The sequence below is a fragment of the Paenibacillus sp. CF384 genome (genome assembly GCF_900106745.1).
In the GTDB taxonomy this organism is placed as follows: Bacteria; Bacillota; Bacilli; order Paenibacillales; family Paenibacillaceae; genus Paenibacillus_Z.
In genome coordinates, this window is record NZ_FNNV01000001.1 from 499,598 (window position 1) to 525,768 (window position 26,171).

Annotated in this window: 22 protein-coding genes and 1 riboswitch; of the genes, 5 read left to right on the forward strand and 17 right to left on the reverse strand. The window is 48.8% G+C overall.

What is annotated here, in order from left to right; genetic code table 11:
- The first annotated feature begins 3 nt into the window (after positions 1-3).
- Positions 4-1,188, forward strand: coding sequence for an MFS transporter (locus BLW29_RS02290; RefSeq protein ID WP_090975794.1), 1,185 nt, complete (start codon positions 4-6; stop codon positions 1,186-1,188).
- Here the strand turns inward: BLW29_RS02290 and BLW29_RS02295 are convergent.
- From BLW29_RS02295 to BLW29_RS02310, 4 genes are all read right to left on the reverse strand, one after another.
- On the reverse strand, positions 1,185-1,613 hold the full coding sequence (locus BLW29_RS02295) for a GNAT family N-acetyltransferase (RefSeq protein ID WP_090975796.1): 429 nt from the start codon (positions 1,611-1,613) through the stop codon (positions 1,185-1,187). The genes BLW29_RS02290 and BLW29_RS02295 overlap by 4 nt on opposite strands.
- A 23-nt stretch (positions 1,614-1,636) precedes the next feature.
- Positions 1,637-3,337 carry a diguanylate cyclase gene (locus BLW29_RS02300; protein WP_090975798.1) on the reverse strand — a complete coding sequence of 567 codons (1,701 nt, stop codon included), beginning with the start codon at positions 3,335-3,337 and terminating at the stop codon, positions 1,637-1,639.
- 57 nt (positions 3,338-3,394) lie between these two features.
- On the reverse strand, positions 3,395-3,982 hold the full coding sequence (locus BLW29_RS02305; RefSeq protein ID WP_256208262.1) for a hypothetical protein: 588 nt from the start codon (positions 3,980-3,982) through the stop codon (positions 3,395-3,397).
- A gap of 258 nt (positions 3,983-4,240) precedes the next feature.
- The gene (locus tag BLW29_RS02310; RefSeq protein WP_256208263.1) at positions 4,241-4,972 is read right to left on the reverse strand and encodes a YheC/YheD family protein; all 732 of its coding nucleotides are present in this window, start codon (positions 4,970-4,972) and stop codon (positions 4,241-4,243) included.
- 185 nt (positions 4,973-5,157) lie between these two features.
- Here BLW29_RS02310 and BLW29_RS02315 point away from each other — a divergent pair, with 185 nt between their 5' ends.
- Together BLW29_RS02315 and BLW29_RS02325 are read left to right on the forward strand one after the other, a co-directional pair.
- The gene (locus BLW29_RS02315; RefSeq protein WP_090975805.1) at positions 5,158-6,786 is read left to right on the forward strand and encodes an S-layer homology domain-containing protein; all 1,629 of its coding nucleotides are present in this window, start codon (positions 5,158-5,160) and stop codon (positions 6,784-6,786) included.
- A gap of 470 nt (positions 6,787-7,256) precedes the next feature.
- Entirely contained in the window at positions 7,257-9,128 is a 1,872-nt protein-coding gene (locus tag BLW29_RS02325; protein ID WP_090975808.1) for a metallophosphoesterase, read from the forward strand.
- Between the two features lie 67 nt (positions 9,129-9,195).
- Here BLW29_RS02325 and BLW29_RS02330 read toward each other — a convergent pair whose 3' ends face one another.
- From BLW29_RS02330 to BLW29_RS02340, 3 genes are all read right to left on the reverse strand, one after another.
- Positions 9,196-10,587, reverse strand: coding sequence for an amino acid permease (locus BLW29_RS02330; RefSeq protein ID WP_090977041.1), 1,392 nt, complete (start codon positions 10,585-10,587; stop codon positions 9,196-9,198).
- A gap of 163 nt (positions 10,588-10,750) precedes the next feature.
- Positions 10,751-10,941: riboswitch (Lysine riboswitch) on the reverse strand.
- A gap of 289 nt (positions 10,942-11,230) precedes the next feature.
- Entirely contained in the window at positions 11,231-12,334 is a 1,104-nt protein-coding gene (locus BLW29_RS02335; protein WP_090975810.1) for an ADP-ribosylglycohydrolase family protein, read from the reverse strand.
- A gap of 47 nt (positions 12,335-12,381) precedes the next feature.
- Positions 12,382-13,449 (reverse strand): ADP-ribosylglycohydrolase family protein, encoded by a 1,068-nt coding sequence (locus BLW29_RS02340; RefSeq protein ID WP_177186448.1) that lies wholly within the window; start codon positions 13,447-13,449, stop codon positions 12,382-12,384.
- Between the two features lie 250 nt (positions 13,450-13,699).
- On the opposite strand from BLW29_RS02340, the gene BLW29_RS02345 reads away from it, so the two are divergent.
- Entirely contained in the window at positions 13,700-14,641 is a 942-nt protein-coding gene (locus BLW29_RS02345) for a nucleoside hydrolase (RefSeq protein ID WP_177186449.1), read from the forward strand.
- An 85-nt stretch (positions 14,642-14,726) separates the two neighbouring features.
- Here the strand turns inward: BLW29_RS02345 and BLW29_RS02350 are convergent, their stop codons facing one another.
- Positions 14,727-15,290: a helix-turn-helix domain-containing protein gene (locus BLW29_RS02350; protein WP_090975816.1), complete on the reverse strand. Its 564-nt coding sequence runs from the start codon at positions 15,288-15,290 to the stop codon at positions 14,727-14,729.
- Between the two features lie 18 nt (positions 15,291-15,308).
- On the reverse strand, positions 15,309-15,773 hold the full coding sequence (gene rpiB, locus BLW29_RS02355) for a ribose 5-phosphate isomerase B (RefSeq protein WP_090975819.1): 465 nt from the start codon (positions 15,771-15,773) through the stop codon (positions 15,309-15,311).
- Positions 15,774-16,166: 393 nt separating this feature from the next.
- On the opposite strand from rpiB, the gene BLW29_RS02360 reads away from it, so the two are divergent.
- Complete coding sequence (locus BLW29_RS02360; RefSeq protein ID WP_256208376.1) at positions 16,167-17,177, forward strand: LacI family DNA-binding transcriptional regulator; 1,011 nt, start codon at positions 16,167-16,169, stop codon at positions 17,175-17,177.
- Between the two features lie 50 nt (positions 17,178-17,227).
- On the opposite strand, the gene BLW29_RS02365 is transcribed toward BLW29_RS02360, so the two are convergent.
- The 8 genes from BLW29_RS02365 to eis form a co-directional block, all read right to left on the reverse strand.
- Positions 17,228-18,295 (reverse strand): dihydrodipicolinate synthase family protein, encoded by a 1,068-nt coding sequence (locus BLW29_RS02365; RefSeq protein WP_090975823.1) that lies wholly within the window; start codon positions 18,293-18,295, stop codon positions 17,228-17,230.
- A complete protein-coding gene (locus BLW29_RS02370) occupies positions 18,295-19,320 on the reverse strand; it encodes an NAD-dependent epimerase/dehydratase family protein (protein ID WP_371264662.1) in 1,026 nt (341 codons plus the stop codon). The genes BLW29_RS02365 and BLW29_RS02370 overlap by 1 nt, the downstream gene beginning before the upstream one ends.
- Positions 19,321-19,324: 4 nt before the next feature.
- Positions 19,325-20,425: a Gfo/Idh/MocA family protein gene (locus BLW29_RS02375; RefSeq protein ID WP_090975825.1), complete on the reverse strand. Its 1,101-nt coding sequence runs from the start codon at positions 20,423-20,425 to the stop codon at positions 19,325-19,327.
- A 19-nt stretch (positions 20,426-20,444) separates the two neighbouring features.
- Entirely contained in the window at positions 20,445-21,338 is an 894-nt protein-coding gene (locus BLW29_RS02380; protein ID WP_090975827.1) for a sugar phosphate isomerase/epimerase family protein, read from the reverse strand.
- Entirely contained in the window at positions 21,335-22,534 is a 1,200-nt protein-coding gene (locus BLW29_RS02385; RefSeq protein ID WP_090975829.1) for an N-acetylglucosamine-6-phosphate deacetylase, read from the reverse strand. The genes BLW29_RS02380 and BLW29_RS02385 overlap by 4 nt, the downstream gene beginning before the upstream one ends.
- Before the next feature lie 40 nt (positions 22,535-22,574).
- Positions 22,575-23,327 (reverse strand): glucosamine-6-phosphate deaminase, encoded by a 753-nt coding sequence (locus BLW29_RS02390; protein ID WP_090975833.1) that lies wholly within the window; start codon positions 23,325-23,327, stop codon positions 22,575-22,577.
- A complete protein-coding gene (locus BLW29_RS02395; RefSeq protein ID WP_090975835.1) occupies positions 23,317-24,561 on the reverse strand; it encodes a Gfo/Idh/MocA family protein in 1,245 nt (414 codons plus the stop codon). The genes BLW29_RS02390 and BLW29_RS02395 overlap by 11 nt, the downstream gene beginning before the upstream one ends.
- 346 nt (positions 24,562-24,907) lie before the next feature.
- Positions 24,908-26,074: a GNAT family N-acetyltransferase gene (gene eis, locus BLW29_RS02400; RefSeq protein WP_177186450.1), complete on the reverse strand. Its 1,167-nt coding sequence runs from the start codon at positions 26,072-26,074 to the stop codon at positions 24,908-24,910.
- Between the last annotated feature and the right edge of the window lie 97 nt (positions 26,075-26,171).

A 26,171-nucleotide genomic window follows, 5' to 3' on the forward strand; every position in this document is an offset into this window, starting at 1 on the left:
ACCATGCCGATCAATCTTACTTATTTCGTCTTTTTCTACGTATTCTTCTACATGGCCAATGCCGTGTATGGTACATTTATTCCCCTTTACTTTCAGCACATCGGATTCACACAATCACAGATTGGCACCTTGCTCGGACTCGGTCCGCTGGTTGCGATCCTCGCTCAGCCAGTATGGGGGCTGTTCAGTGACCGAGCCAAGACGAAGAACAGCGTCCTGCTATTCCTGATCGTGGGTACCGGTCTTACCGTACTGCTGTATCCGCTATCCAATCATTTCGTCTTTTTACTTGTATTTATCTGTATCTTTACCTTCTTTCAATCCCCGATATTTGCGTTAACCGATGCGGTTACATTGGAAACACTGGATAAGCGTGGTAAAGGGAATTTCAGCCTCATTCGCATGGGCGGGACGTTCGGTTTTGCCATCATGTCGATCGTATTTGGACTCATCGCACAGAAACGAATTGACTGGCTGTTTGGCGTCTATGCCATTATCCTTGCCTGCTGCTTCTTACTTGCACTGCGGTTTCCGAAGATCGAAGGCCATCAAGCCCGAAATCGCAAAATGCCGCTTTGGGTCTTATTCCGTAATCGGAAATTAATGCTGTACTTAAGCGCTAACTTTGTTTTTCAAATTACACTGGGCTATTATTATGCGTTCTTCCCGCTGTATTTCAAAGAGATGGGCGGCGACAGCGCCTGGCTTGGATGGTCGATGGTGATCTCTTCCTTGAGCGAAGTGCCATTCCTGTTAATGTCTAAACAAATCTTCCGGCGTATTCAAACCTCGCATATCTTGCTTGGAGCAGGCGTAGCCGCCGCGCTTCGGTGGTACCTGTTCTCGAGCATTCATGATCCTATCTGGCTATTGCCGACGCAAGCGCTTCACGGATTGATCTTTATCGTATTGTCCGTCACCATGGCGAATGTCATCAATAAGGAAGTACCGAATGAGCTCAAAGCGAGCGGTCAAACCTTGAACGGATTATTGACGCTAGGCGTTGCCCGTATTATCGGAAGCTTAGCCGGTGGAATCGCAAGCGAAGCGGTTGGCATGCGTAGGATGTTTCTATACAACTTTATGCTTGCCTTCGTATGTATCGTGATCTTCTCGATCGTGTTCTGGGTTCAACGAAACCATGAAACAACGAAAGTCATCAGCAGCGGTACGATTTACAAAGACTAGCTCAATCTGCCATTATGAATGACGCCGAACATCCCGGTCATGCCGTCATGGTTCTGAAATCCGTATTTGGTGTAGAACGATTCTTTGCCTTGTGAAGCAAACAAGCCGACAAACGCTTTCTCAGGGGCATGTTCCTCCAGAAATTGTTTGATCGTTTCCATAATCATCTTACCGATTCCTTGGTTCTGGTAGCCAGGCAGCACTACAATATCTTGAATGTAGAAATAAATGCGACCATCTCCTACTACTCTTCCCATGCCAATGGGTTTACCTTGGTCTTCTATGACAACGCCGAATAAGGAACGGCTTAATGATTCTTCCGCTACATCGAAGTTCATGTAGTCGTTCCAACCTACTTCCTGACATAAATGTTTGTATTCCGACAGTGTCGGCACTCTTCTTAATACGGTAATGGCTGTGTTCATTCTGTTATCCTCCGAATTATCTATTATCGCTGCTGTAACAAGGACAAGACCTTCTTCTTCAATTCAGGAAATGTAAATGGCTTCGTAATGTAACCGTTTGCGCCTAATGTTAGGGCAGTCTTAATATTATCATGGCTCTCATTGCCGGAAACCATCAAAAATTTCGTTCGCTTCGATACAATCCCCTCTTGATTCACTCGTCTAAGCATCGCCAAACCATCGAGATGCGGCATGTTGAAATCCAATATACATAAATCCATATCTTCTTTAGTCAACAACTCATAAGCTTCGAGTCCATTAGTGGCTTCCAGCACTTGTTCGGAGCAGCCGTTTACCAATTCCACGATCATTCGTCTTAGTACACGATCATCTTCCACGACCAGGATCTTCTTCGCGACTGTTTTACGGAGGGACGATTTAACGACGCGGTTTCTTCCTGTGCGCTTCGCTTTATAGAGAGCAAAATCAGCATGGCGAGTCCAGACGGTAACGCTGCTCTGCGGCCTCCACTGTACAACGCCTGCCGAGAATGTAATAAAGATATTCCTCGTATGATCGTCAAAGATCGGATTTTCGCGGACATGGGTAAGGACGGATTCTACTAAGGAAACAGCCTCTGCATCTCGCGTGCCGGGCATCAGAATCATAAATTCTTCACCGCCCCACCTAGCGATCATATCTGATTTACGAAGCTGGCTCGTCAGAATATTGCTAAAGCTCTGCAGCACCACATCACCGATTTGATGGCCGAAATTATCGTTGATCATTTTGAAATAATCGATGTCCAGGAGGATCATTGTAATTGGTGAAGGATAGCGATTGACCCGGGCGAGCTCGAGCTGAATTTGTTTGTCCATGTACCGCCGATTGAAGAGACCTGTAAGCGGATCGTGAAAGGCCATGAAGTTATACTCTTGGTTACGCTCAATCAATCTTCTAATACGTGCGCACAGCTCATCATAATGAAACGGTTTGACGACATAATCATCCGCTCCCATTTGAAAACAGCGTAACTTATCCCGAATATCATCGCGGCCGGATAATACAATCATCGGAATCCATCGAATCATCATATCTTCTTTGAGAATTTCGAATATGTCGTAGCCGCTCTTCGGATACATCATTAAGTCAAGCGTAATGAGCTGATAGTGATGGTTTCGCAGCAGCGAAATCGCATCCTCTACGTTAGAAGCTTCATCGACCTGATACCCATCCAAGAAGAGTTTTCGAGCCAGGTATCCGCGCAGAATATTATCATCCTCAATGATTAAGATACGTTTAGCCAGCTGTATGTCGCTGTCCATGTTTCGATTAGATGCTTGGACGTTACTTGGTCTGATACCACTTGTATGGCTCTCTAATTCTTGTTCCAGTTCCGGGAGAAATTTATCCAGTACACGTGCGCTTTCGACGAACTGAAGCTGAAGAGAAACCTGCCGCTCAGGCTCATTCCCTTCCTCTTGCGTCCATTCCCACTCACTGATCATATTCGCGGCCATGCTGCCGATTCTGTCGAAACCTAATATTGGAGCGCTTCCTTTGATCGAATGGACAATCCGATAGATTTGTCTGGCTTTCTCGAAACAAATCATGTCATCCGCAAGTTCGGACAGATTTCTCAAGACAGACAACCGTTCACGCAGTTCACTTACGTATTGCTTCTGATTCTCGACTAATACTTCATCCGAACTGTTGTCTAGAAGCTCTGAGCTGGAATTTAGCACTCGAATGACACTCCTTTATTGAGAAAAGTATTAGAATTATGTTTGGTTTAGCTCCAATCACATTTCACGCTTATTTAACTGCAGGATTTGCTCCAAATGGCTGGACAATGAAGCCAGTGCATGTCCAATCTCGGCATTCAGCAAACTCTCGGCATATCTCGCGGCTGGCACCATAGAGAGTTGTGCAGCTACGATCTTGGCATCAGGTTGTTCCTTCGCGATGTTGAGGAGCCCCGTAGAAACCTCGCTGATGTACTCTTTTGTTTTACCCTGCATGATCAGCTCGAAGGTATTTGAAATCAATCTGGATTCAGCCTGAACGCTTATCCCCCTACTATCCGTGTATTGTCGGAACTGACTCATCGTCCCCTCAACCGTATTCGGATTCGTAAAAACGAACACTATCGGCTTGTCCTGATTGGAGAGATCCCGGAATAACGGTTCATCGATCTTGATAACCGGGATTGGCAAACGGTTCATCTCATCTTGCATGATGGAAGTAAAATAGGTGCATGTGATTAATATCGCATCCACATGACAGCCGGAAATCCACTCAAGCGTTTCAATCACTTTCTTCTCAGCCAGTTGTTTGGTGAAAGAAGCATCGTTCTTGATGCGATCCAGTCCGGGATCTACGAAGTGCACCAGCTCTGCTTCATAAGGTTTAAGTGCATTCTCGATATGAGCGATATTGGAATAGTGTGCATGAAAACATCCGATTATCTTCAGTGTCTTATCCTCCTATCATGGTGTATTTCTATTCACTCTTATTATGGATCACACCTTATCTTATGATAAGAACAAAGTATTAAAAATGTTTTGGATTACATGTTTGATTTTTGTTTGTTTATGCTAATTGTGAGACAGCAAAAGCCGCGTTGCCACGGCTTCTGAACAACGCGGTTATCTGGCATTCTTTCTGATCAGCTTCATAATGCTTCGATAGATTTGCTTATTCGGATGTTTTCTGAAAATATGAGGATCCGGAGAAGTATTTACTTCAAGCACCCACGGATTGAGCGATTGATCTAAGGCAACATCCAGCCCAATCATGCGAACACCCGGAAATGAACGGCCCATCGCCTGCCCCGCTGCAACACCTAGCTTCGACAGCAGTTCGAGCTTAGTCTGCACCCTCTCGGTATGAGAATGGAGCAGCTTCTCAGCCGTAAGAATTTGACCGCCGCTATGATAATTTGTAACAATCTTGCGTTTGGCTGCAACTCTGCCGATGATCCCCGTGGTAACCCATTGCTTCTTTGGCGTGTATTGCGTCATGACCCGAAGATCGAATCTTCTTCCATTATGCTTTAGGAGATGGATTCCCTTCTGAACAAGATAACGCCCTCTTCGTTTCGCTGATGTAATGCCTCTATATAAGGAGTCAAACTCTTCGTAGGTTCTGATCGTGTTGCCGAGTTGGTAGCGATAACCCTGATCCAACTGCTCTACGCGCATAACGCCATTACCGTGCATGCCGAATTCAGGTTTCACATAGACCATGCGATACTTCAGCAATTGTCTTCTAAGCGATTGCTTAGTCATTCGCGAGGTTTCCGGCACGTATTGAGCGAGAAAAGGTTGTTTGCGTATAGCAACTGTTTTCGTCCATTTGCTTCCTACATATCGCGACATATTCATCCCCTCAGGTTATAGAATTGATGTATTACACCGTATTCAATAAGGATGAGGAAGGCTTGGGTGTTTCTACAGTCAGGCTCTTTCCAATAATTTAGGATAGGTATTCTTGTTCCGATTGATTACGATATAGAGATGTCACATTCGCCACTCTATTACAATCGGAAAGTGAGTTTATAGCTATGAAACATCATACGCCCATCCTCTTGCGAGCGATGGCTGCAAGCATAGGTTTATTCTGTCTTATCTGCTTCACCAACCAGGTACCGTTATCAGCTGCTGCATCTGTGCCTCGATTGCCTTACGACGATCTTAAATTCAACTTCGCCAGAGAGTCGATTCTGAACATGACGCAGCTTGGAATAATGAACGGAACCGGTGAGAGGCGCTTCGAGCCCGATAAAGGAATTACACGTGCCGAATTTATCACGTTGATCGATCGTCTGTTAGGGATCAAGCCCGTAGCAAGCGAAATTCCTTCTTTCAAGGATGTGTCACGATCAGCCTGGTATTACCAGTGGGTGCAACCGGCCTTGCAGCTTGGTATCGCGCAAGGAAACGCAAACCAAATGTTCGAACCGGTTCGCCCGGTGTCGCGCGAAGAAGCGGCCGTCATTATGAATCGAGCATTAAATCAGGCGGAAAGCACCGTTATTCCTGCTTTATACGATGATCAAGACGATATCAGTGAATGGGCGCTGCCTGCAGTCATTCATCTGTCCCAATTAGGATTGATAACCGGCAATGAGGGAAAGTTACGACCGAAGGAATCCATAACAAGGCAAGAAGCCGCTGTGCTGATGGACCGCGTGTGGAAGAATGAGGATTGGTCTAAGCAAATAACAGCCGCTCCTCTACCTAAGATTCAACTGGGATGGCAATATGGGCAATCCACGCAGCAATTTGAACAGCAAGTCGTTCAATCAACCGTAAATACGTTATCGCCGCGTTGGTTTTTTATCGGCAAGAACGGCGCGTTAGAAGATCAAATGGATGCGAGCTTGCTTACTTGGACACATGAGCACGGCAAGAAGCTGTGGGCAATGGTTGGTAATCACTCCGATCAAGCGGCTACTCATACGTTGCTATCGGATCTGACTCAGCGACAAGCTTTTATTAAACAATTAACGGATCGTGTGCAACGGTTCAATATCGATGGGTTAAATATCGACTTCGAGAATATGATGCCGCAGGATCGTGACGCATTCACTTCTTTCGTGAAAGCACTGAAACTTGCAACGAAGGCGACGATCTCTGTTAACGTCTCCCCTGATTTCGGCTACGACTGGACGGAAGTGTTCGATTATAACGCACTTGGTGAGCTTGCTGATTATGTCCTTCTTATGGGCTATGATGAGCATTGGGGCGGAGCTCCGGTAGCCGGATCTGTCTCTTCCTTGCCTTGGCTCAGAGCAGGCATAGAGGCTTTATTAGAGAAGGTGCCTTCCAATAAAGTCATACTTGCGTTGTCATTATATACCCGGCTTTGGAAATCAGATATGACCGGTGGAGGCGTCCTATCCGAGGACATCTCGCTCATTCGTCAAAATAACCTAGTCATATCCAACCATGCAACGATATCGTGGGATGAGCGGCTCGGCCAATATTTTGCCGCATACTCGGAACCCAATAATGCTCATGTCCTGAACCGAATATGGCTGGAAGACGGACGTTCCCTCTCCAATAAAATCGGCTTAGGCGAATCGTATTCCATTGCCGGCTATGGGTACTGGTATTTGGGCGGTGAGAGCCGCGACAGTTGGACCAGCGTCCGGAATTCACTTCGCTATCATTCGTATTCTTTCTCTTAATCTATCACCATTTCATCCCGTTTCTCATTTAATAGAGTAACGACGGAATAGAAGTAGGTGATCAGTATGGTTCGTATTCAAGCTACTCAACAGCCTGACTTAATTCTTATTAGTTGGTCGAGAAACCCGTTGGTAAGCGGATCACCACGCAGAATTCTCGCTTCTCGTGTAATTGGCTCTGCCTATCCATGCCGTGCTAACTTGCAAGAAGGTGCGTTGCTTATTAATGCCTTAAACTGCTTATTAGACAACGACATCGGCTTCAAAATCGTGTTTCGCAAAAGCACATCGAGTATCAGTGGTTATTTAGTTTTGCAACGCTTCAGCTAATGATCGAACAAGCCTGCCCGAACATAAGGCAGGCTTGTTCGTTGTGTGGCGAGAATATCGGCTGCGGACGGAATTCGACGTGATTTGCAGCAGAATTATGGAATAATAGTTCTACTTAGGTATGCTGAAAGGAGAAGCCCATGGTCAAGAGCAAGGTTCAGCAGCTGGCAGAGAAAATGATTGCGGATCCCAATACACGACCTAGAATGGTCGAATGGTTTAATCCGAAACAATTAGTCGTGACAGGCATGAAGACGGTCCTCTCGACCATCTTCGGGCTCTATTCGGACTTTCGATTAATTGAGGCATTCAACCAGAAAGAAGAGCAACTGAACGATTACTCCAAGCAATTCGCACATGATGAATCGGGGAACTATAAAGTGGATCAGGATGGCTTCTACTTGACGGATCCGGACCACTCTCGCGATGAAATTTGGATTGATTACATCAGTGATCTGGGCGATGGGTTTAATTCGACATACTCCATTGCGTATCATGCCACTCGTCCGGAATTGCTGCTGGTTGATCCTGAAACCGGGAAGATCGTGACGACAAAACGCGGAGATGTGCTGATCTTTGGCGGCGACCAGGTTTACCCTACCGCAAACCGAGACGAATATATGAACAGGCTGATTACACCTTATTATCTCGCGCAAGGATATACGGCAGATCCGCACCCGCAGGTATTCGCCGTCCCGGGTAACCATGACTGGTATGACGGCTTAATTTCGTTCTCGCGGATTTTCACTTCGCGCAAATGGTTCAATGGCTGGCACGCACCGCAGCAGAAGAGTTATTTTGCCTTGAAGCTCCCTCATGGCTGGTGGCTCCTGGGAACCGATGTTCAGCTGAATTCGGACATCGACGGGCAGCAGGTGCGCTATTTCGAACAAATCGCTGCGCAAATGCAAGCCGGTGATCGCGTTATTCTGTGCAATGCCGAGCCTTACTGGGTTTCCGCGCATAAATATGGGAAGTTCGATCCGATTTACAATGAGAACAATCTAACCTTCCTTGAAAATATGCTGAATAAGAACAAGGTCGATATACATATCTTCATCGCCGGTGATCTGCATCATTATCGCAGATTCGAGCATATCCCTATCCAAGCCGACGGTACAGCGGATCATAGCCGCAAAGTTGAGAAAATTACGGCCGGCGGTGGCGGCGCCTTCCTACATCCAACCCACGATCTCAAAGATCAAGCCATCTATGCGCATAAGAACGAGGATGAGAAACCAATCGAATTTAAACGAAAGATGGACTTCCCGGATGTTGCCGCATCAAGACGGTTGACCTGGGGAAATCTGCTGTTCCTTTGGAAGAACCAGATGTTCGGAATCGTAACGGCAATTCTCTATGTGTTAGCCTGTAACTCCGTACTATCCGTCACCACCGCTCCCCCTGCATCTGCGACTTATCTGGATCTTGTCACGTCCTCCTTCAACAAAATTGCTCAAACACCTGGCGCTTTTATATGGATGTTCATCATTATCGGAGGATTCTGGCTGTTTACGGATACGCATTCGCGTACGTACAAATGGATCGCCGGCTGCCTGCATGGTTTATCCCATGCTGCAGCTGCCTTCTTCATCGGCTGCGCGGCCGTCTATATGGTCCGTACCGCATTCCATTCTGATTGGGGACTCGGTGCATGGGTGTTGACCGGACTATTAATCGCATATGGCGGATGGATCGTCGGATCGGTCATCATGGGGCTGTATTTGCTCCTATCGTTGAATGGTTTCGGTCGTCACAGCGGCGAAGCTTTCTCTGCGATGCAAATCGACAACTGGAAGAACTTCATCCGCATCCATATTGATAAAGGCGGAAACTTAACCATCTTCCCCATTGGGATGGAACGTGTCGTGAAGAAGTGGAAACGTGCTTCGAACGTGGATAACGGACCGCTGTTAGAGCCTGACCTGCCACCTAACAAGCCATCCAAAGCCGAGCCGGTCATGATTGAATCGCCTATTCGAATTCCCGCTGTAAAGCGTAATATGAATTGAACAAAGGCGGCAGCGAAACAGTTGATCTGTTCACGCTGCCGCCTTTTTGGCGATTCCAACCAACTTCCTATTCAACTGCAGCGTCGAGCTCGCAGTTTTCCAATTTTACTACCTTGGTTCTGTATTTCCATTTGTAACCGAGCCATAATACTAAGAAGAACGGAATGCCAATATAAGATGCAACAAGGAATTTCCAATCGACTTGCCCATCGGAGAATGCACTGATGCTTTGGCCCAAAATGACGATCATGCACATGACGCCTGCCAGAATCGGACCGAGCGGAAACCACAACGAGCGGTATGGCAGGTCCGCCAGTTTCCTGCCTTGCGCTTGATACGCTTTCCGGAAGCGATAATGGCTGATGGCAATGCCAAGCCATGCAATAAAGCCTGACATCCCGGATGCGTTCAACAGCCAGATGTAAACCTGACCGTCACCGAAGAAGGAAGCAAGAAAAGCAAGCATTCCGATGACAGCTGTTGCAAGCAGCGCATACACCGGAACTCCGTTTTTATTTAATGCAGCGAATAATCTTGGCGCTTTACCTTCCTTCGCGAGAACCCATAGCATCCTTGTGGAAGCATACATCCCCGAGTTGCCGGCGGAAAGCACAGAGCTGAGAATTACCGCGTTCATCACAGAAGCTGCTACGCTTAAGCCCGCTTTCTCGAATATAATCGTGAATGGACTTGCGCTTATACTGTCACTTGCCAATGACTCCGTCGTATATGGAATCAACAAACCCACAACGAATATGGCAAGAATATAGAACAATAAGATTCGCCAAAATACACTTCGAATCGCACGAGGAACGTTTACGCGCGGATTCTCAGACTCCCCTGCAGCAACACCGACGAGCTCAGTGCCTTGGAACGAGAAACCCGCCGCCATACAAACACCGAGCACGGCAAGTAAACCGCCGGAGATAGGCGCATCGCCGGTTGTAAAATCGCTGAATCCGGTTGCTTGTCCACTCCAAATGCCGACAATCATGAGAAGCCCGATACCGATAAACACGATCACGGTGACGATCTTAATCATCGCGAACCAATATTCGGATTCGCCATAACCTTTAACCGATAACAAGTTCAGGCCGACCATTAACGCTAGGAACAACGCGCTCCATAAGAAGGACGGGCTATCCGGAAGCCAGAACTTGATGATGATCGTGGCCGCAGACAATTCAGCTGCAATCGTTATGGCCCAGTTGTACCAGTAATTCCAGCCCAGCGCGAAACCAAAGGAAGGATCAACGAATCGGGAAGCATAGGTACTGAATGTGCCTGAGACCGGCATATAGGTTGCCATTTCGCCCAGACTAGTCACTAAGAAATAAACCATGATGCCAATAATCAGGTAGGCAAGAAGAGCACCACCGGGACCTGCAGAATGGATCGCTCCGCCACTGGCCAGAAACAACCCTGTTCCTATCGAGCCGCCAAGTGAAATCATCGTCATATGACGCGATTTCAAGCCTCTGCGTAATTTGTTTTTGTTTAATTGCTCCTTCACTTTCAGTACGCTCCCTTACTTGTTTTCCATATTTTAATGAGAAAAAATGGCATAGAAACACAAAAAAACTGCCTAACAAGGCAGCTTCCATACTCCCTCATCTCTCCTGTTTGAAGATAGCTCAACACACGTATTGCCGGCGCGAATTCGTGTGACAGTTCCGTCCCTTTCGGAAACGGCCCCAGCTCGAACGGTCAGTAAACCGTACGGCTTCGGCGATGGCACCTTTCCCCCGAAATCCTCAGTCTATACTGGACTTCCCTCGGCGTACTCCTTAACATCGCGACCTCTACCTCATCAAGTTTGATGAGGTAATACCTATTTAATTGTGACAACAAGTTTCTATAATAAGTAGCCTCAGCCCAAAAAGCAATGGATAATCATTCCACGCCACTACAATCGTGCATGAAAAAAGAAGCTGGATCCATGATCTCAGCTTCTTGATACTGCGTATATACAGTGGCGATTTAAGCCAAATTGCAGGCAATACTTCACTCTATGATTCAATTATCCGGTAAACATGTCTTCCATCTGACCGTATGAACGCAATAATAGCTAGTATGTCCGCTACATGTAAAACCTATACCTCTTATACGAGCATTTCTTCAACTAATTTATTAATCGTGCTCAGCCGGCTTTGAAAAGCTTGATAGACGCCGTCCGCTTGTTCGCGAATCGTCTGCTGAGTGCACGTATAGTTGTTCATGCCGGCGGCATCATCCACTTGCTGAATGAGGGATTCCGGCAATGTTGCTGCACCGCTGATTGCACCTGCAAGTCCGCCAGCCAGAGCTGCCACGCTTACGCTGTCTCGGCCCATATTAGCGCCGGCGATAATCGCATCATGCACATTGGCGTTTACCATTCTTACTATACATATGGCTTTGGTCACGACTTCGTTGGCAAAGCTGTTGCCGTATGGAACGCCGCAGCCGCGGTAGCTCTTATCGAAGGCTTCGCGCAATTCACGGAAATCGCGGCAGCCTTCCGTCAGCTTCAATCCGGATTCGAGTTCATCCACCACGTTATCTCTTAAGTAACCATACTTGTAGCCATCGATCTTAGCACCTACGTCTGAATAAACGCAGTTGGAGATTAAATCTTGGATTACGCTGTCAATCGTTGCGCCGGGTTTCGTAGCGGAGGCAATCGCGGCAGCGGTTACGCCTGACCACTTCACGCCATAGCTTCTGGATGCGTAATACAGTTGACCAAGCTCGAAAGCATCTCGAATCGCATTCAACACATCACCTGCATTGATTAACCCGACCGGATGACAGTAGCCGGCGAAGCTGTTAAGCCCTGCATAATCGCAATATTTGCCAAGATCACGAGCAGGAATACCGCTATTCGCAACCGCCAGCAAGCTAATATCAAAGGGTTCCATGATCTTCTCAGCCGATGACATTGCCATATCCGACACCCAGATCGCACGAACATCCTCGGCTGTTACCCGATCCTGTCGCTCTGAGATGGCCGTAATGAGCAGCTTCTGCCTCTCGATTCCGCTTCCGGTCGTTCCTGCTTCGCGGATCCAACCATTCTCATATGACTTCAGTTGATCTAGGACACCGAACGCAGCCTCGCTGCCCTGCCAAGTAAGTCCTTGCGCAGGCGCGCCGAGAGCTGCACCAACATGTGCCCCTGCGATACAACCGTAGAATTTATCTTGTAAGCTGACTGCTTCACTCATTGTCGCTCGCTCCTTTTTGTTTCACTCATTCTCGTAATCACGACTACCTACAGCGCACCCATCAGCTCGGTATAAGCCTTCAGCTTATGCAATCGCGAACGATACGCTTGGTACAAACCATCCGCATGCTCTTTGATCGTGCGCTGGGAATTGGTAACGACATGCAGTGTCGTTGCATAGTCCGTTTGTTTAATCCATGACTCCGGAATCGTAGTCGTGCCTGTTAACGCACCGGATATACCGGCTGCAACCGCAGTCACACAGTCCGTATCGCGGCCCATGTTAACAGCGGCGACCATCGCTTCTTTGACATTTCCTTGTGTCCTGTTGAAGATACAGACCGCTTTGGTCACCACTTCATTCGCATAACTGACCTCATAAGGGATACCTCGAATGTTATATGACTCATAGAGCGTCTTCCTAAATTCACGATAGTCCTCAATGTTCGCGGTCCGTTTCAGCTCGCGTTCCAACTCTCTTACCACCACATCCGGATCGCAATGATCGAAGATCGCGCCAAGTACGCTGTCAACGGTAGCGCCTGCTTTGGTACCGGAAGCAATTGCAACTGCCGTAACTGTCGCCCATTTCAATCCGCGACCGTTCGTTGTTTGGTAGAGCTGGCCAACTTCATTCACATCATGAATGGCATTAGGAATATCGCCGGCGTTAATCAATCCGATCGGATGGCAAGAACGCGAGAAGCTGTTTAGCCCCGCATAATCGCAATATTTGCCGATGTCCCTGGCTGGAATGCCGCTCTTAGCCATAGCCAGCAGTACGGCCTCGAAAGGCTCAGAGATCATGCCCGCCGATTCCGGCTTGATCCTCGAAATCCACATATTGCGGACATCCTCGGCCGTGACGCGGTCCTGCTTCTCCATGATCGCGGAGATCATCAGCTTCTGGCGCTCTACGCCGTCCTCTGTCGTCCCTGCTTCGCGAACCCAGCCGTTATGAAAATGCTCATAGGGCAGCAAATCTTCAAGAATACCATACTGTGCGTCGATCCGATCGAAATCCCAGCCTTCCACCGGCGCCCCCATTGCGGAACCGATATGAACGCCGGCGATGCATCCGTAAAATTTGTCAAATAAAGAGACTTGCTCACTCATGGCTAATTCGCTCCCCGAATTCATAATGTGCTCTACAACTAAGTAGTAATTGCATGGTTTTATTGTAATGAAGGGGTATGCCCGATGATATAAACAGTTCTCAACCAGCCACGCTCAATTATCGAACAAGATGTACAGAAATCTAACGTTCCTTCATTTGATATATGAACATTTCGAAATCCGAGTCGCTCCCCTATACTGAATTCGAAGCTTACATACTACCGAACATGGAATGAAAGAGGTGCATCAAATGAGCAGTTGGGCTAACTATCAGCTTGATCATGCAGCGATGCTGCAGCGACTGAGCCATCCGACAGGCAAAGTGAAAATGATTCTGGACACGGATGCATTCAATGAAGTGGATGATCAGTTTGCCCTGGCATACACGCTATTATCGCCGGACAAAATCGACCTGTTGGCAGTTACTGCTGCTCCATTCTTCAATTGGAATTCAACGAGTCCGGGTGAAGGAATGGAAAAAAGCTATAACGAGATTTTCAACATCTACAAGCTGATGGACCTGCAATCGCCTCCTCCTGTTTACAGAGGATCTGCACAATTCATGAGCAGCCGCGAAGAACCGGTTCCAAGTGAGGCAGTAGACAAAATCATTGCATTGGCACTTGAAGCTGATCTAAATGACCCACTTTATATTGTCGCCATAGGTGCCATTACGAACGTAGCTTCAGCAATCGCCAAATGCCCGGAAATTATCCAGAAAATCGTCGTAGTCTGGCTTGGACCAAACTCCTATTGGTGGCCAACGCAAGATATTTTCAATGTATCGCAAGACTATCACGCTTCCAGCATTATCTATGATAGCGGTGTTCCGCTAGTCGTACTGCCATGTCACAGCGTCGCATCCCATCTGCTGACATCCACCTACGAGATTGATGCTTGCTTGCGAGACCGAAACAAATTAGGTACCTATTTCAGCGACCTGTTCCATGGACGGTTCGAACGTTTTGGCCTCAACCGCCCTGGTTGGTCGAAGGTACTCTGGGATGTGTCGGCAATCGCTTGGCTGTTGAATGAGGAATGGGTGCCGTCTGTCGTGCGAAGAACGCCGATTCTGAATCCGAATTTCACGTATTCCAACGATGATGCCAGACACTTCTACAAAGAAGCGATCGATATCGACCGAAGCCTCGTCTATATCGATATGTTCAACAAACTAGCAACTCATAAGTAACTCAAGCGGCACGGCTGAAGAGAGCGAAACCGGCATGTCTTCGTTGTCATTGCTCGGATCGGCCGTTGCCCGCCACTTAAACGGTTTAACCTGAATGTACGAGACAGCTTTCCCGGAAGTGCCCAGGAGTAACACCAACGCTGCGCTTGAAAGCTCGAATGAAGCTATGCACATTGGTGTAGCCGACCTCGCTGCTGATTTCCCATACCGTCTGCAGATCCATCGCGAGCAGATGCTTAGAATGCTCGATTCTCTTCTGCGTCAGTAGATTGTAGAAGGTACTCCCTGTGTACTGCTTCAGCAGCCGGTTAAGATAGGTGGAAGAACAGTGCATGATATCCGTAGCTTGCTCTAGGCCAAAATCTTCATGGAAATGCTCATCAATATAAGACAACGCCTCTTCTACCTTGCGCTGATTTCGATCCTTGCTGTACCAGTAGTTAAAGTCGGTTTGCTGCTTTGCTTCATGGAGCGCGCTCGATATGGATTGATGAATGAAATGATAAAGCTCCTCCAGCTCCACCCCGTAAGCTTGTTCCTGGGAAGATAGCTTGCCTGCTTCTTGCAGCAGTTTGGGTTTCGCAATCTGAATATAAGGCGATTTCAACGCCGGAGCTGATGTAGGGGATAATTTCAGTACGCTTTGCATGAACAGACCTCCCGCAATTTATTCAGGTAGTTTAATCGCTGCTTCACGTTCAAGAATGGCTAATTTCTCCACTCTTCTGCGGAAATGTTCTTCGGTGCTGAATGTCGCTGACACGTAGGAGGAAATCAAGTCTTTGACCAGCCACTCCCCAACGATTTGAGCACCTATGCACATCACATTAACATCATCATGCTCGACGCTTTGATGCGCGGAATGGTAGTCATGACAGACAGCTGCTCGTATACCCGGAATCTTATTCGCGGCAATACTTGCTCCAACACCTGTTCCACACACCATAATTCCGCGTTCAGCTTCACCTTTAAGAACCGACTGGCATACCAATCTTGCAATATCGGGAAAATCAACGGCGTCGGCGGTGTAGCAGCCATGATCAATGACCTCACAGCCGATTGATGCCAGATGTGCGGCGACAGCGGACTTCAGATGGAATCCCGCATGATCGCAGCCTAATGATAGTTTCATTTCTTAAGCCTCCTAGGTTCACTCGAGGAGTGATGTGGAATAATGTTAACGTTGCCATAAATGGGGATCAGTGATGTTGCAGTACTAGATGCCTATGAATCGTGAATGAAAGTAGAATTCTGCGACTTTCGACCTTATTATTGGCAACGTTGCCAATTTGGTTGAAATAAAAAACTTACACTGCCTTCGCTTGTCGCTTATGCGATCAATTAGGGGTTGTAAGCCTTTTCGAGCCAATATTATCCTAGAATGCAGAACGCTGTCAATACAAGAAATGGGATGATTCACTTTCCGCTGGCATTTTAGCTCGCAAACCCTTACAATCCAAATAGAATGGCATCGTTATCATTTCATGGGACTAGCTAGGAGGAACGGAAAATCAAGAAGCCAACCATACACGACGTCGCCGAGAAAGCCAAAGTGACGCCCTCCACCGTATCCAGAGTTATGAACGGTTCAAGTCTCGTAAAGCCGATTACCAGGCAGCGGGTTCTTGAAGCCGTTAAGAGTTTAGGTTATATCCCCAGCAAAACCGCGCGTATGTTCAAATCCGGCAAAAGCGGCATACTCGGGCTAGTCGTCAGCGCGCAGCATATAAGCGAGTTGATTTTCAATGCTGGCTTCCAGGCTTTGTTTAAAGCGCTGACCGAGAAGGCACACAGCGAGGGCTACAATATCTTGATTATTACGGCAAGTGATCCGGATTCCGAAACATTCTTTAATGTCATTAAGAGTCAAGTGGCGGACGGCTTTATTATATTAAGCCCTTCTAACAATGAATCCCTGGCCGCTATGCTGGAGGAATCCGGTATTCCTTATGTATTCAACATGAAATATTCGAATAATGCTGAGGATATTTATTATACATCTTCCGACGATCTTGAAGCCGGCTACATGGCGGCTAAGTATCTGCTTGATTTGAATCATACGGATATCCGCTTTATTGTAGGCAGCATCAAAGGTGATGTTATTTCCTTCAACAACGAGAGAATTAATGGCGTTAAGAAAGCTTATAACGAGTATGGAATTCCGTTTAAGGATGAATATATCGTTCGTATTCCCGGCCAAATGGAAGAAAGCTACAATGGGATACACCAGCTTCTCCAAACCCAGAAACCTACGGCGCTTATGATATCGAACGAGATTACAACGGTGGCGGCGCTGAACTATTTCTACGACTATGGCTATCGCGTACCGCAGGACATCTCCATGATTGGCTTTGGCCCTTCTGATCTATATCGCAGTCTTCGACCGAACATAACGAGTGTCAGCTTCGATATTTCACATGCCAGCGGTAAAATGGTCGATATGCTGCTGCAGCGGATCGAAGGCATACCGATTAAGCTCGAGCCTCCTAAGAAACCCGAGCTTATCATTAGAGACAGTACAGCTCGTAATATTTAACGCAATTAATTAAATAGGCGGCGCAGCAGTTGCATGCTGCGCCGCCGCTCTTAATCTTCCAGCCACTTCGCTAAATGCTCAGCAACGAATTCATCGTCAACTCGCAGCGGATAATCGCGGCTAACTCGTGTCAGCTCATCCGCTTGACCATCAGATAAAGTCTCCTGAGGATTCAAGCACCATATCCCCGGCATTAATCCTTGTCTGCGCAGCACCTCGTGTATACCGGCGATACAACCAGCATACCGATTGGCAGCGTCGAAGAGTGCCGCGTTCATATCCGTCACTTCGATGTTCCGCGTCAACCACTCGGAAGACCATGCCGCATTGCCTCGCACTTGCTTCACTTCTTCGAGCAGCTCCACGGCTTTTCTCGTCCAGACCGCCCAATGCCCCAGCAAACCTCCGACAATTCTCTTCTCCACCGGAGTCCCGTCAATCGTAAAACGATAGACAGTCAGAAGGTCGCCGATGATGTTATCGTCATTACCGGTATAAAGCGCAATTTGATCACGCCTGCTTGAGTTGCATACGGCACGGACGACATCGATCGTTTGATACCGATTAAACGGGGCGATCTTAATCGCAACTACATTCGGAATTTCCGCGAATGCCTGCCAGAACGCATAGCTGAGCACTCTTCCGCCTACTGACGGCTGCAGATAAAACCCAATAACCGGCATCAGCTCTGCCACTTGTTCCGTTCGTCTCAATAGATCGCTTTCACTATAGCTTCCAAGGCCGCCCATGCTGAGCAACCCGGCATCGTAACCAAGATCTAAGGCAAGTAAAGCTTCGTTCAACGCTTGATCAGTATCGCCGCAAATGCCTGCCACCTTAATGAAAGGTCGTTCCAGCTTCGCCCGCTCTACTTCCTCGGCTGCAAGTCGCAGCACCGGTTCGTATAATCCGATGTCTGCATCGCGAATCTCGAATTGCGTGGAATGCACGCCAACGGCAATTCCACCTGCTCCGGAATCGATATAGTATCGAGTGAGCGCACGTTGATACCGCGGATCTAGCTTGCGATACTGATTCAGAGCAAGGGGATGAGCAGGAATTACCAGGCCGTCATGAAGGGCTTCAAGCTGTTCCGTTGTCAGCTGCTTGCCGCGCATCAGAACTTCCCCTTTCGTTCTTGAAAATGTGTCGGCTTGTTCAGCGTATATCCGCCAGCTCGCACCCATTCCGCAACCCAATCGATCATCTGCAGCAGCGATACGCGCGGATACCCGAACAATTGAAAGGATTGACCGGCATTGCTTAGCAGAGCTGTATCGGACTCTGTACCTTCGAATAATGCCTCTTTCCCGAGGCGTTTGCCCATCTCTTCCGCTGCCCAGCGTATGGACATGGTCTCAGGTCCTGTACAATTGATCGTGCGCGGCGGCGATTCACAGAGTGCCAAGCAGCGGAGCGCCATCTCGTTGGCATCCCCTTGCCAAATCACATTGGCATGCCCCATCTCGAGCCTAATCGGTCGATCGTTCAGAACCGACTTGGCAATTTCGAGCAGGACGCCATATCGAAGATCGATCGCGTAATTCAAGCGAAAAATAACCATAGGCATGTTGTTGAGCTTAGAGAAGTATTCAAACACACGTTCGCGTCCCAAGCAAGACTGCGCGTACTCCCCTTTAGGCTCCGGCGAGCATGATTCCGTGACGCCGCCGAGTCCAGGCGGCGAGAACGGATACACATTCCCAGATGAGAATACGACAATACGCGAATTCCGATACTTCTCCGCAACTCTACCGGGCAAATAAGCGTTCATTGCCCATGTGAAATTCTCATTGCCCGTCGTGCCGAATTTATTGCCGGCCATATAGATAATGTTGGGAGCATCAGGCAGCTGCTGCAATTGCCGATCATCAAGAAGGTCGCATGAGATTGTCTCAATGCCTGCGGCCTCCAAATCTCTGCGCGTTTCCTCATTTGAGAATCTCGACACACCTATGACTCTATTGCGAGCGCCTGAACGGCGCAGTGCATGAACAGCTAGTTTGGCTAGGCTAGGACCCATCTTCCCGCCTACGCCTAACACGATGATGTCTCCTTCAATAGACGCCATCTCGGAGATGAGCTGCTCGGAAGGTTCGGACAATTTGGCTTCAAGCTCCGCAATCGATTGAATGAACGTCATCGGATTAACCTCTGATGCTTTCTTGAGCCGGACGATAGATTTGCGGATTTTGGCGGCGGCACTCCTCCATGACTACAAGCTGCTGCCGGACCTGCTGCGGCGTAATGGCCAAGTCATCGCCATTCACAAGCGTTCCGTACAGCATCATATAGAATTGCTCCGTCATGTAATCAAATTCGCCCTGCCCTTCCGCCGAATTAACCTCCCAATTCTCTTTATACCAATTGAGCGTTTCGCGGCAGTAGCTCGGCATGCCGTTCTTGTCCATCAGCGGCTCCCTCGTTAATTGCTGCACGGGAGCTTCTTCCGGTTTGAAATAGCTCCATTCCAAGCGATCGTTATTGCCGTGCAGACCGCCGTTTGTCCCTTGAATAACGAACGTTTCTCCAGGAAACACGCTGCACGAGGAGACTTCCAAATCGATAGTAGGACGACCTTGTCCTCGAAGCAGCAGCTTCACATAATCCTCGGCATCCCCGAGCGTATTGGCTCGGTCCATGATACACGTGATTTCCGGGATCTGATCCGATCCGAACAGCTGCAGCACCTGATCCAACGTATGAGAACCTAAATTCAACAAGCTGCCGCCATTGTTGCTTTGCAGCGTTTGCCAATCCCATCTGCGCGCGAAGCGGCTGCTGGTGAAATCAACTTGTACAATTCGCCCCAAGACACCGCTTTCAATCACTTCACGAATACGCACGTAAGCAGGCAAGTAGCGGGACTGTTGGAATACAGCTAACATTTTGCCTGAACGCGAGGCGGCTTCAATCAGTTGATCAACTTCTTCCGAAGTTCTAGCCAGCGGCTTCTCGCACAACACATTAAAGCCACGATTCAGCAACTCCAGGGAAATGGGTACATGCTGATGGCTTGGCGATGCATTGACGACTAGATCAAGCTGCTCGTTCTCCACCATCTCCTGCCAAGTCGCATAGGCGTTACAGTTGAATTCTTGGCGAGCGAGCTGCTGTCGTTCCGGAATGGAATCCGCAACCGCTGCGATTCTAAAGTGGCGTGGCAGCCTGGCGAGTAATTGTCCATGAATGTCGCGTCCACTTCGGCCTTGCCCGATAATCCCGATTGTTACGATTGATTGTTCCATGTTAACCGTCCCCTTTTCCCTATTTAGATGGTTTATGAATGGTATCCATTGGTGCTCGCATATTCGCAAGAAGAGCCTTCAATCCTTGGAGCGACTGGGCTGTGCCTTCCATCGCAGTTCCCCCTTCGGGAATATAATGCGTCTCTAGCGTGAATAGTCCCGTATAGCCATCTCGAAGTAACGCTTGAAAATGAGCCTCATACGGAACGATACCAGACCCAATCGGAGTCGCTTTGGGCTGACCACTCTCGTCGAACCGTACGTCTTTCAAATGAACATGGGCCATGAGATTGCAAACGCTGGAATAACCTTCCGGATAGCTGGTACGGCTTCCGTATTGCTCATTGCCGGGATCCCATAAGACGCGCAGTGCAGGGGAATTTACGGCTCCGACGAGTTTGGCAACTTCTGCGGCATACCCGCCATTACAGGAAGGTTCATTCTCGAGCAACAGCAGCTTCCCGCGGCTCGCTGCCAGCAATGCAGCTTGAGTCAAATGCATCACAATCTCGTCATGGTGCTGCTCCGGCTCAGCTTCACGCCAGAACGAGAAGATTCGAATCCGATCCGTACCTAGCTGATCAGCAATGTCCATGGCGCGTTCCAGCATCGTGAAATGCTCGGAAACCGTACGCTCTTCTTGATTAAACCGATCACCTTCCGCTACTTTACTGCCTGTTCCTAGCGCACATTTGAATATCGGAGAAGCGATACATGAAACGAACAGTCCCCTACGTTCCGTCTCTGAACGGATGATGGCAAGCTGCTGGTCATGGAGCGAGAGTACATTCTGGCCATTGATCGTACGAATTTCAACATGCTTCAAGCCATTTAATACGGCAAAGTTCAGCGCTTCAATGAGATCCGACGGCGAGACTTCATCCGTTATGACACCTAAACGATCCTCTATCATGTCAACCTCCCATTCTCTTCTTGCAGTGACTGCTGCTTGTTGTTCCAAACGGTTTCCCCATTCACAACGGTTTGCTGGACATTCACGCTGCCGCTGCTATCTATCTTGAATAAAGTTAAATTGGCTCTAGCGCCTACTTCTAATTTCCCTACCATCGGCCAACCCATGGCTTCTGCAGGTCGCTTCGTCACCGCATCGATCGCTTCCCGCAAGCTGACTCCGGCAAGTCGCATGGCATTCTCTACTCCTCGGTCTAGCGCTTGAGCGGAGCCTGCCAATATTCGTGGATCAGCTGCCGTCTGAAGCCTGCCGTTGCTAAGAAGCTCTACCTCTTGCCCGATCATGCTCGGGTAGCGTCCAGGGGGCATCCCGCCGAACATGACGCTGTCACTGACGAGGATGAAGCGATCTCGCTTGACGCGAATCATGGATTTCAGCACCGATGCGGTCAAATGATGGCCGTCCCCAATAAACATCGCATGCAAGCCGTCTTCGGCCAATTGATCCCATATGTAATTCGGATGCCTTGCCATGACCGGATGCGCGCCATTGCCAAGATGCGTGGACAGCGCAGCACCTGCTTCGACAGCCGACTTTAACTGCTCCGCATCCGCCATCGTGTGGCCAATACTTACTTTAACGCCACCGTTTGCGATGACATGCTTGATGAATTCGACGGCGCCTTCACGTTCAGGAGCAATCGTGCAAAGTACAATTCGACCTCCGGCCGAATGCTGCCATGCATCGAATTCAGCCATATCCGGGTCTCGGATATGAGCCTTATCATGAGCGCCGCGCGGACCATCCTCTGCAGACAGGTACGGGCCTTCGACATGAATACCACCAATAACAGAACTGAGCAGCTTGTTAGTTTCACAAGCGGAGTGAATCGCACGAAAAGCCTGATTCATTCTGGCGAAACTGCCGGTAATAACCGTTGGACAATAGGTGGTGACGCCGTGCCGGAATAAGGCATTCGTCACTTCGGCGACATCTTGCTCCGTGGTTACGTCGCCATTCAGATCGAAGCCGGCGAAACCATTCACCTGCAGGTCAATCCACCCCGGTGATATCCACGTTTCGCTAGCTTTGGCTTCATCGTCAGGCAATACAGGAGAGATGGCTTGGATGACACCATCTGCTGCTGTTAGCTGCACCCATTCACCCGTATCATAACGTCTTCCTATCCATTGCATGATGATGCAACACCTCCTCGCCGCTCCGAGTCGTTGCGGTTCACTCGTTTACTACCGAGTCAGATCGAATGGCTTGAGCTGCCGATTGCTTATCCAAGTAGAGCGTCCAATTAGGATGTGACCGCAGCATCGTTGCCGGCACTAGCGGAGTGATGTCATTCTCGAGCGTACGTTTGATCGCATCCGCTTTGACGGCATGCGGGACGCAGGAGAGAATAACCTTGCTCTTCATAATCTGGCGCACGCTCATGGTGATTGCTTGTGCAGGCACATCCTCCAAGCTTGGGAACCAGCCCTCCCCGACTTGCTGACGTTTGCATGCATCGTCCAGCTCTACTACGATGTAAGGCTCTTCTGTCTCGAAATTCGCCGGCGGATCATTGAAGGCAATATGCGCATTCTCGCCGATTCCAATCATGGCAAGATCGATCGGAGCTTCCTGGATGGCAACGTTTAACCGCTCAATCGTCTGCTGAATATCCCCATTTCCTTCAACGAGATGGTACTTCGCCAAATTCACATGACTGATAAAACGTTCCTTTAGGTAGGCTTGAAAGCTTGCAGGATGCGTATCCTCGATGCCTGCATATTCATCCAGATGGAACATTTCAACTTTGCTCCACTCTACCGGCTGCTTGACGAACGCTTTGAGAAATTCAAATTGCGACGAGCCTGTCGATAGCAGTAGTCTTGCTCTCCCTTGACGTTCTATCACTTCTTGCAAAATCCGCGAGGCATGTTCGGCTGCTTCCTCTCCCAATTGCTGTGCAGTCTCCACTACTCTAATGTTCATGTTGATCCTCCTCTGGGTTTGGTTGGAATAAGTCTGCGATTCGTACCGCATTGCCCTCTCTGATCGCGCGATTAGCTGCGAATCCGATTGCGCAAGACATTGCACCGTCTCGACTGGATGCCTGTCTGGAATCACTAGGATCCGATCCAAGCATAAGCGCATGGAGCAACCGACCATCGCCTCCGCCATGATCACCGGTTTCAACCTGCAGCGGAATATCGATCATCTCTTGCATACGGTTGAATAACCGAATGCGCTGAACCGGGTTACCTGCATAAGGGCCGATCGCGCCGTCAAAATATTCCGCTTCTAGTCTCCCTTTCGTCCCCGTCAGCACCATCCGGAAACCCTCATAAGGGGCATAAGCTGTGAGCGAGTAGCTCATCATTGCTCCTTTGGAATACCTAACATTTACGCTGAGTGTATCCTCAATATCGATTTCATCAGCAAATACACATTGATCGCGGAAATAGTGATCCTCGTCTTCGCAATTCAAGTAGAGCGCTCTATAGTTGCCTTGGTTGAGGTCGATATAGAATTCGCAGGTGTTGGAATAGGCGCAGTTCGAGCATCTGATGCCTCGTTCTTCACGTGTCGGACCGTAGAATCTCGTAGAACCGAACGCATGAACGGATTTCGGTTCATCCTCGAGCAGCCAGTTGACGATGTCAAAGTGATGCGTCGATTTGTGGACGAGCAGCCCGCCGGAATTCGCTTTCTTCCGATGCCATCTGCGAAAATAATCCGCGCCATGCTTCGTATCCAGAAACCACTCGAAATGAACATGAGTCAACGTGCCGAGCGCATTTTCCCGGGAAATGTCTTTGAGCCGGTTCATGAAAGGCATGTATCTTAAGTTGAAGGTAACGGTTACTTGCCTGCCTGTTTGCCGCTCCGTTTCAAGAATCAGGCTGCATTTGTGTTCATCGATCGTGAGCGGCTTCTCGGTGATGACATCGCAGCCGGCGCGCAGTGCCTGAATGATATAAAGGTGATGCGTGCTGTCGATGGAAGTGACGATGACCACGTCCGGCTTAGCTTCGGCCAACATGGTGTCGAAGCTTGTGTACACGGGAAAATGACCGCCGGTTCGCGACCGCAGTAGCTCCGAGCGCTTCGCGTTCGTGTCATACACACCGACGATTGTCGCCACATCGGCATAATCCCGTGCAATCGGGACCGCGAACATATAGGTGCCTCTGTTGCCTGCGCCTACGAGCGCGTAGCTTTTCACGAGAATGTTCGCCTCCTTTGTTCGCTAGAGGAATGATAAATTCTAATGCATAAATAACCGTAAAACCACGCTGCGCATGCGAAAACGTCTTCCGATCGCTGTTGTCCCCTTGAATTTCTGAACTTGGATGGCTCAAAGGTAAAATTAAGGCAAGGTGAAACGGCTTTCGCCGACTTTTCGGCGGAGAAACGCGTTTCATTCCGGTGAAATATAAGCTATGTATAAGGTGAAACTTATACTTCTTATATTTGTACAAAGGCGAACGCTAACGCTTCTTCAGACTGTTTTCGCCTGCTCCGCTAAGGCAATGGAAAGATAAATACACTGATCAAAGCAATGCCGACCACTAGAAAAAGTCCGTCATATACGCGACTCGGCGTGGGATTGCGCGCTCCCATCTGGCGATTTCGGATGGACTGCCGCTTAGGCGGCCATTCATGCTCAGCTGGGCTGGTCGCTGGCAGCCGATCAGCATCGTGGAGAGCGTTTGGATGTCGCAGCTGACGCCATCCAAGTCGCCATCTTCCAGGCGGACAGCCTCCGCACGGCCGGTGTCACTTATCGAAAGCTCCCAGACACCGCGGTTCCAGTCGGCATGATCGTCGGTAATTCGGACAATTAGCTTCACAGACTCGGCGGTGAAACGATAGTGCCGAATGAACGCTTCAGCGTCGACGATGCGGAACATAAAGTTCGAAACCATCTCTTGTTGGAGCTTAGGCTCTGCCATTGCGAATAGGAAAGGATCGTCATTAGGTGCGGTAAACTTCAGCCTAGTCACGATGGAATCATGATTGCCGATGAACTGCCATAAGCCGTTCCTAGCAGATGGGTCGAGATGAACAAGCTCATGGATGTTCATGAAACGATCCTTAATGTCATAAAGCATATAGCCGGTCGGTTCACCGTTCGTGTCGTAATAGACGGCCAAACTGCCTAGCTTACGATTGAATACATGCTGCCGCCACCAGTTCTCATCACGTCGCAGCATGCCGTTGAAGCTTGTGCGAGCATATCGATCATAGACTTGATCTGCTGTGTGCCAATCCTCGGCCGACATTCGTTTGACTGCTCCGGCGGCTGAACCAAACTTCGGGACAACCGACATATCAAGCGTATTCACGCTTTGCGTGGAGAAATACTCCCAGCCATATTTGCGATAGAACGAATAGGAGAACGGGTTCAGCATCGAGACCGTTTGGCCGCTCTCCCGCATCATCTCCAAACTGCGGACAAGCAATTTGCTGACCATCCCCTGCCTGCGCAATTCCGGATAGGAGGCGACATGGGCAATTCCGCCCATCGCTATCGCTTCCCCCTGCACGTAAATATAGAGCGGAAGTACTGCCAGCTGTGCAGCTAACTGATCCTCCACGAAGTAGCCTAGAAAGTGCTCCATGTTCATTTTTGCTAGACGCGCTTGCACATCGGATTCCGAGAATCGGACGGCAAAAGCAGCCTGGGTTAGCGTAAGCGACTGGCCTGCTTCCTCTTGCCTGATGGTTCTAATCATGCTGCTCCCCCTTTCCATAACGTTCTTCCGGTCTTGACCAAACTATAACGAATCGATTTTATGCGAGAAACGAGCAGTATTTATAATCATTCATTTT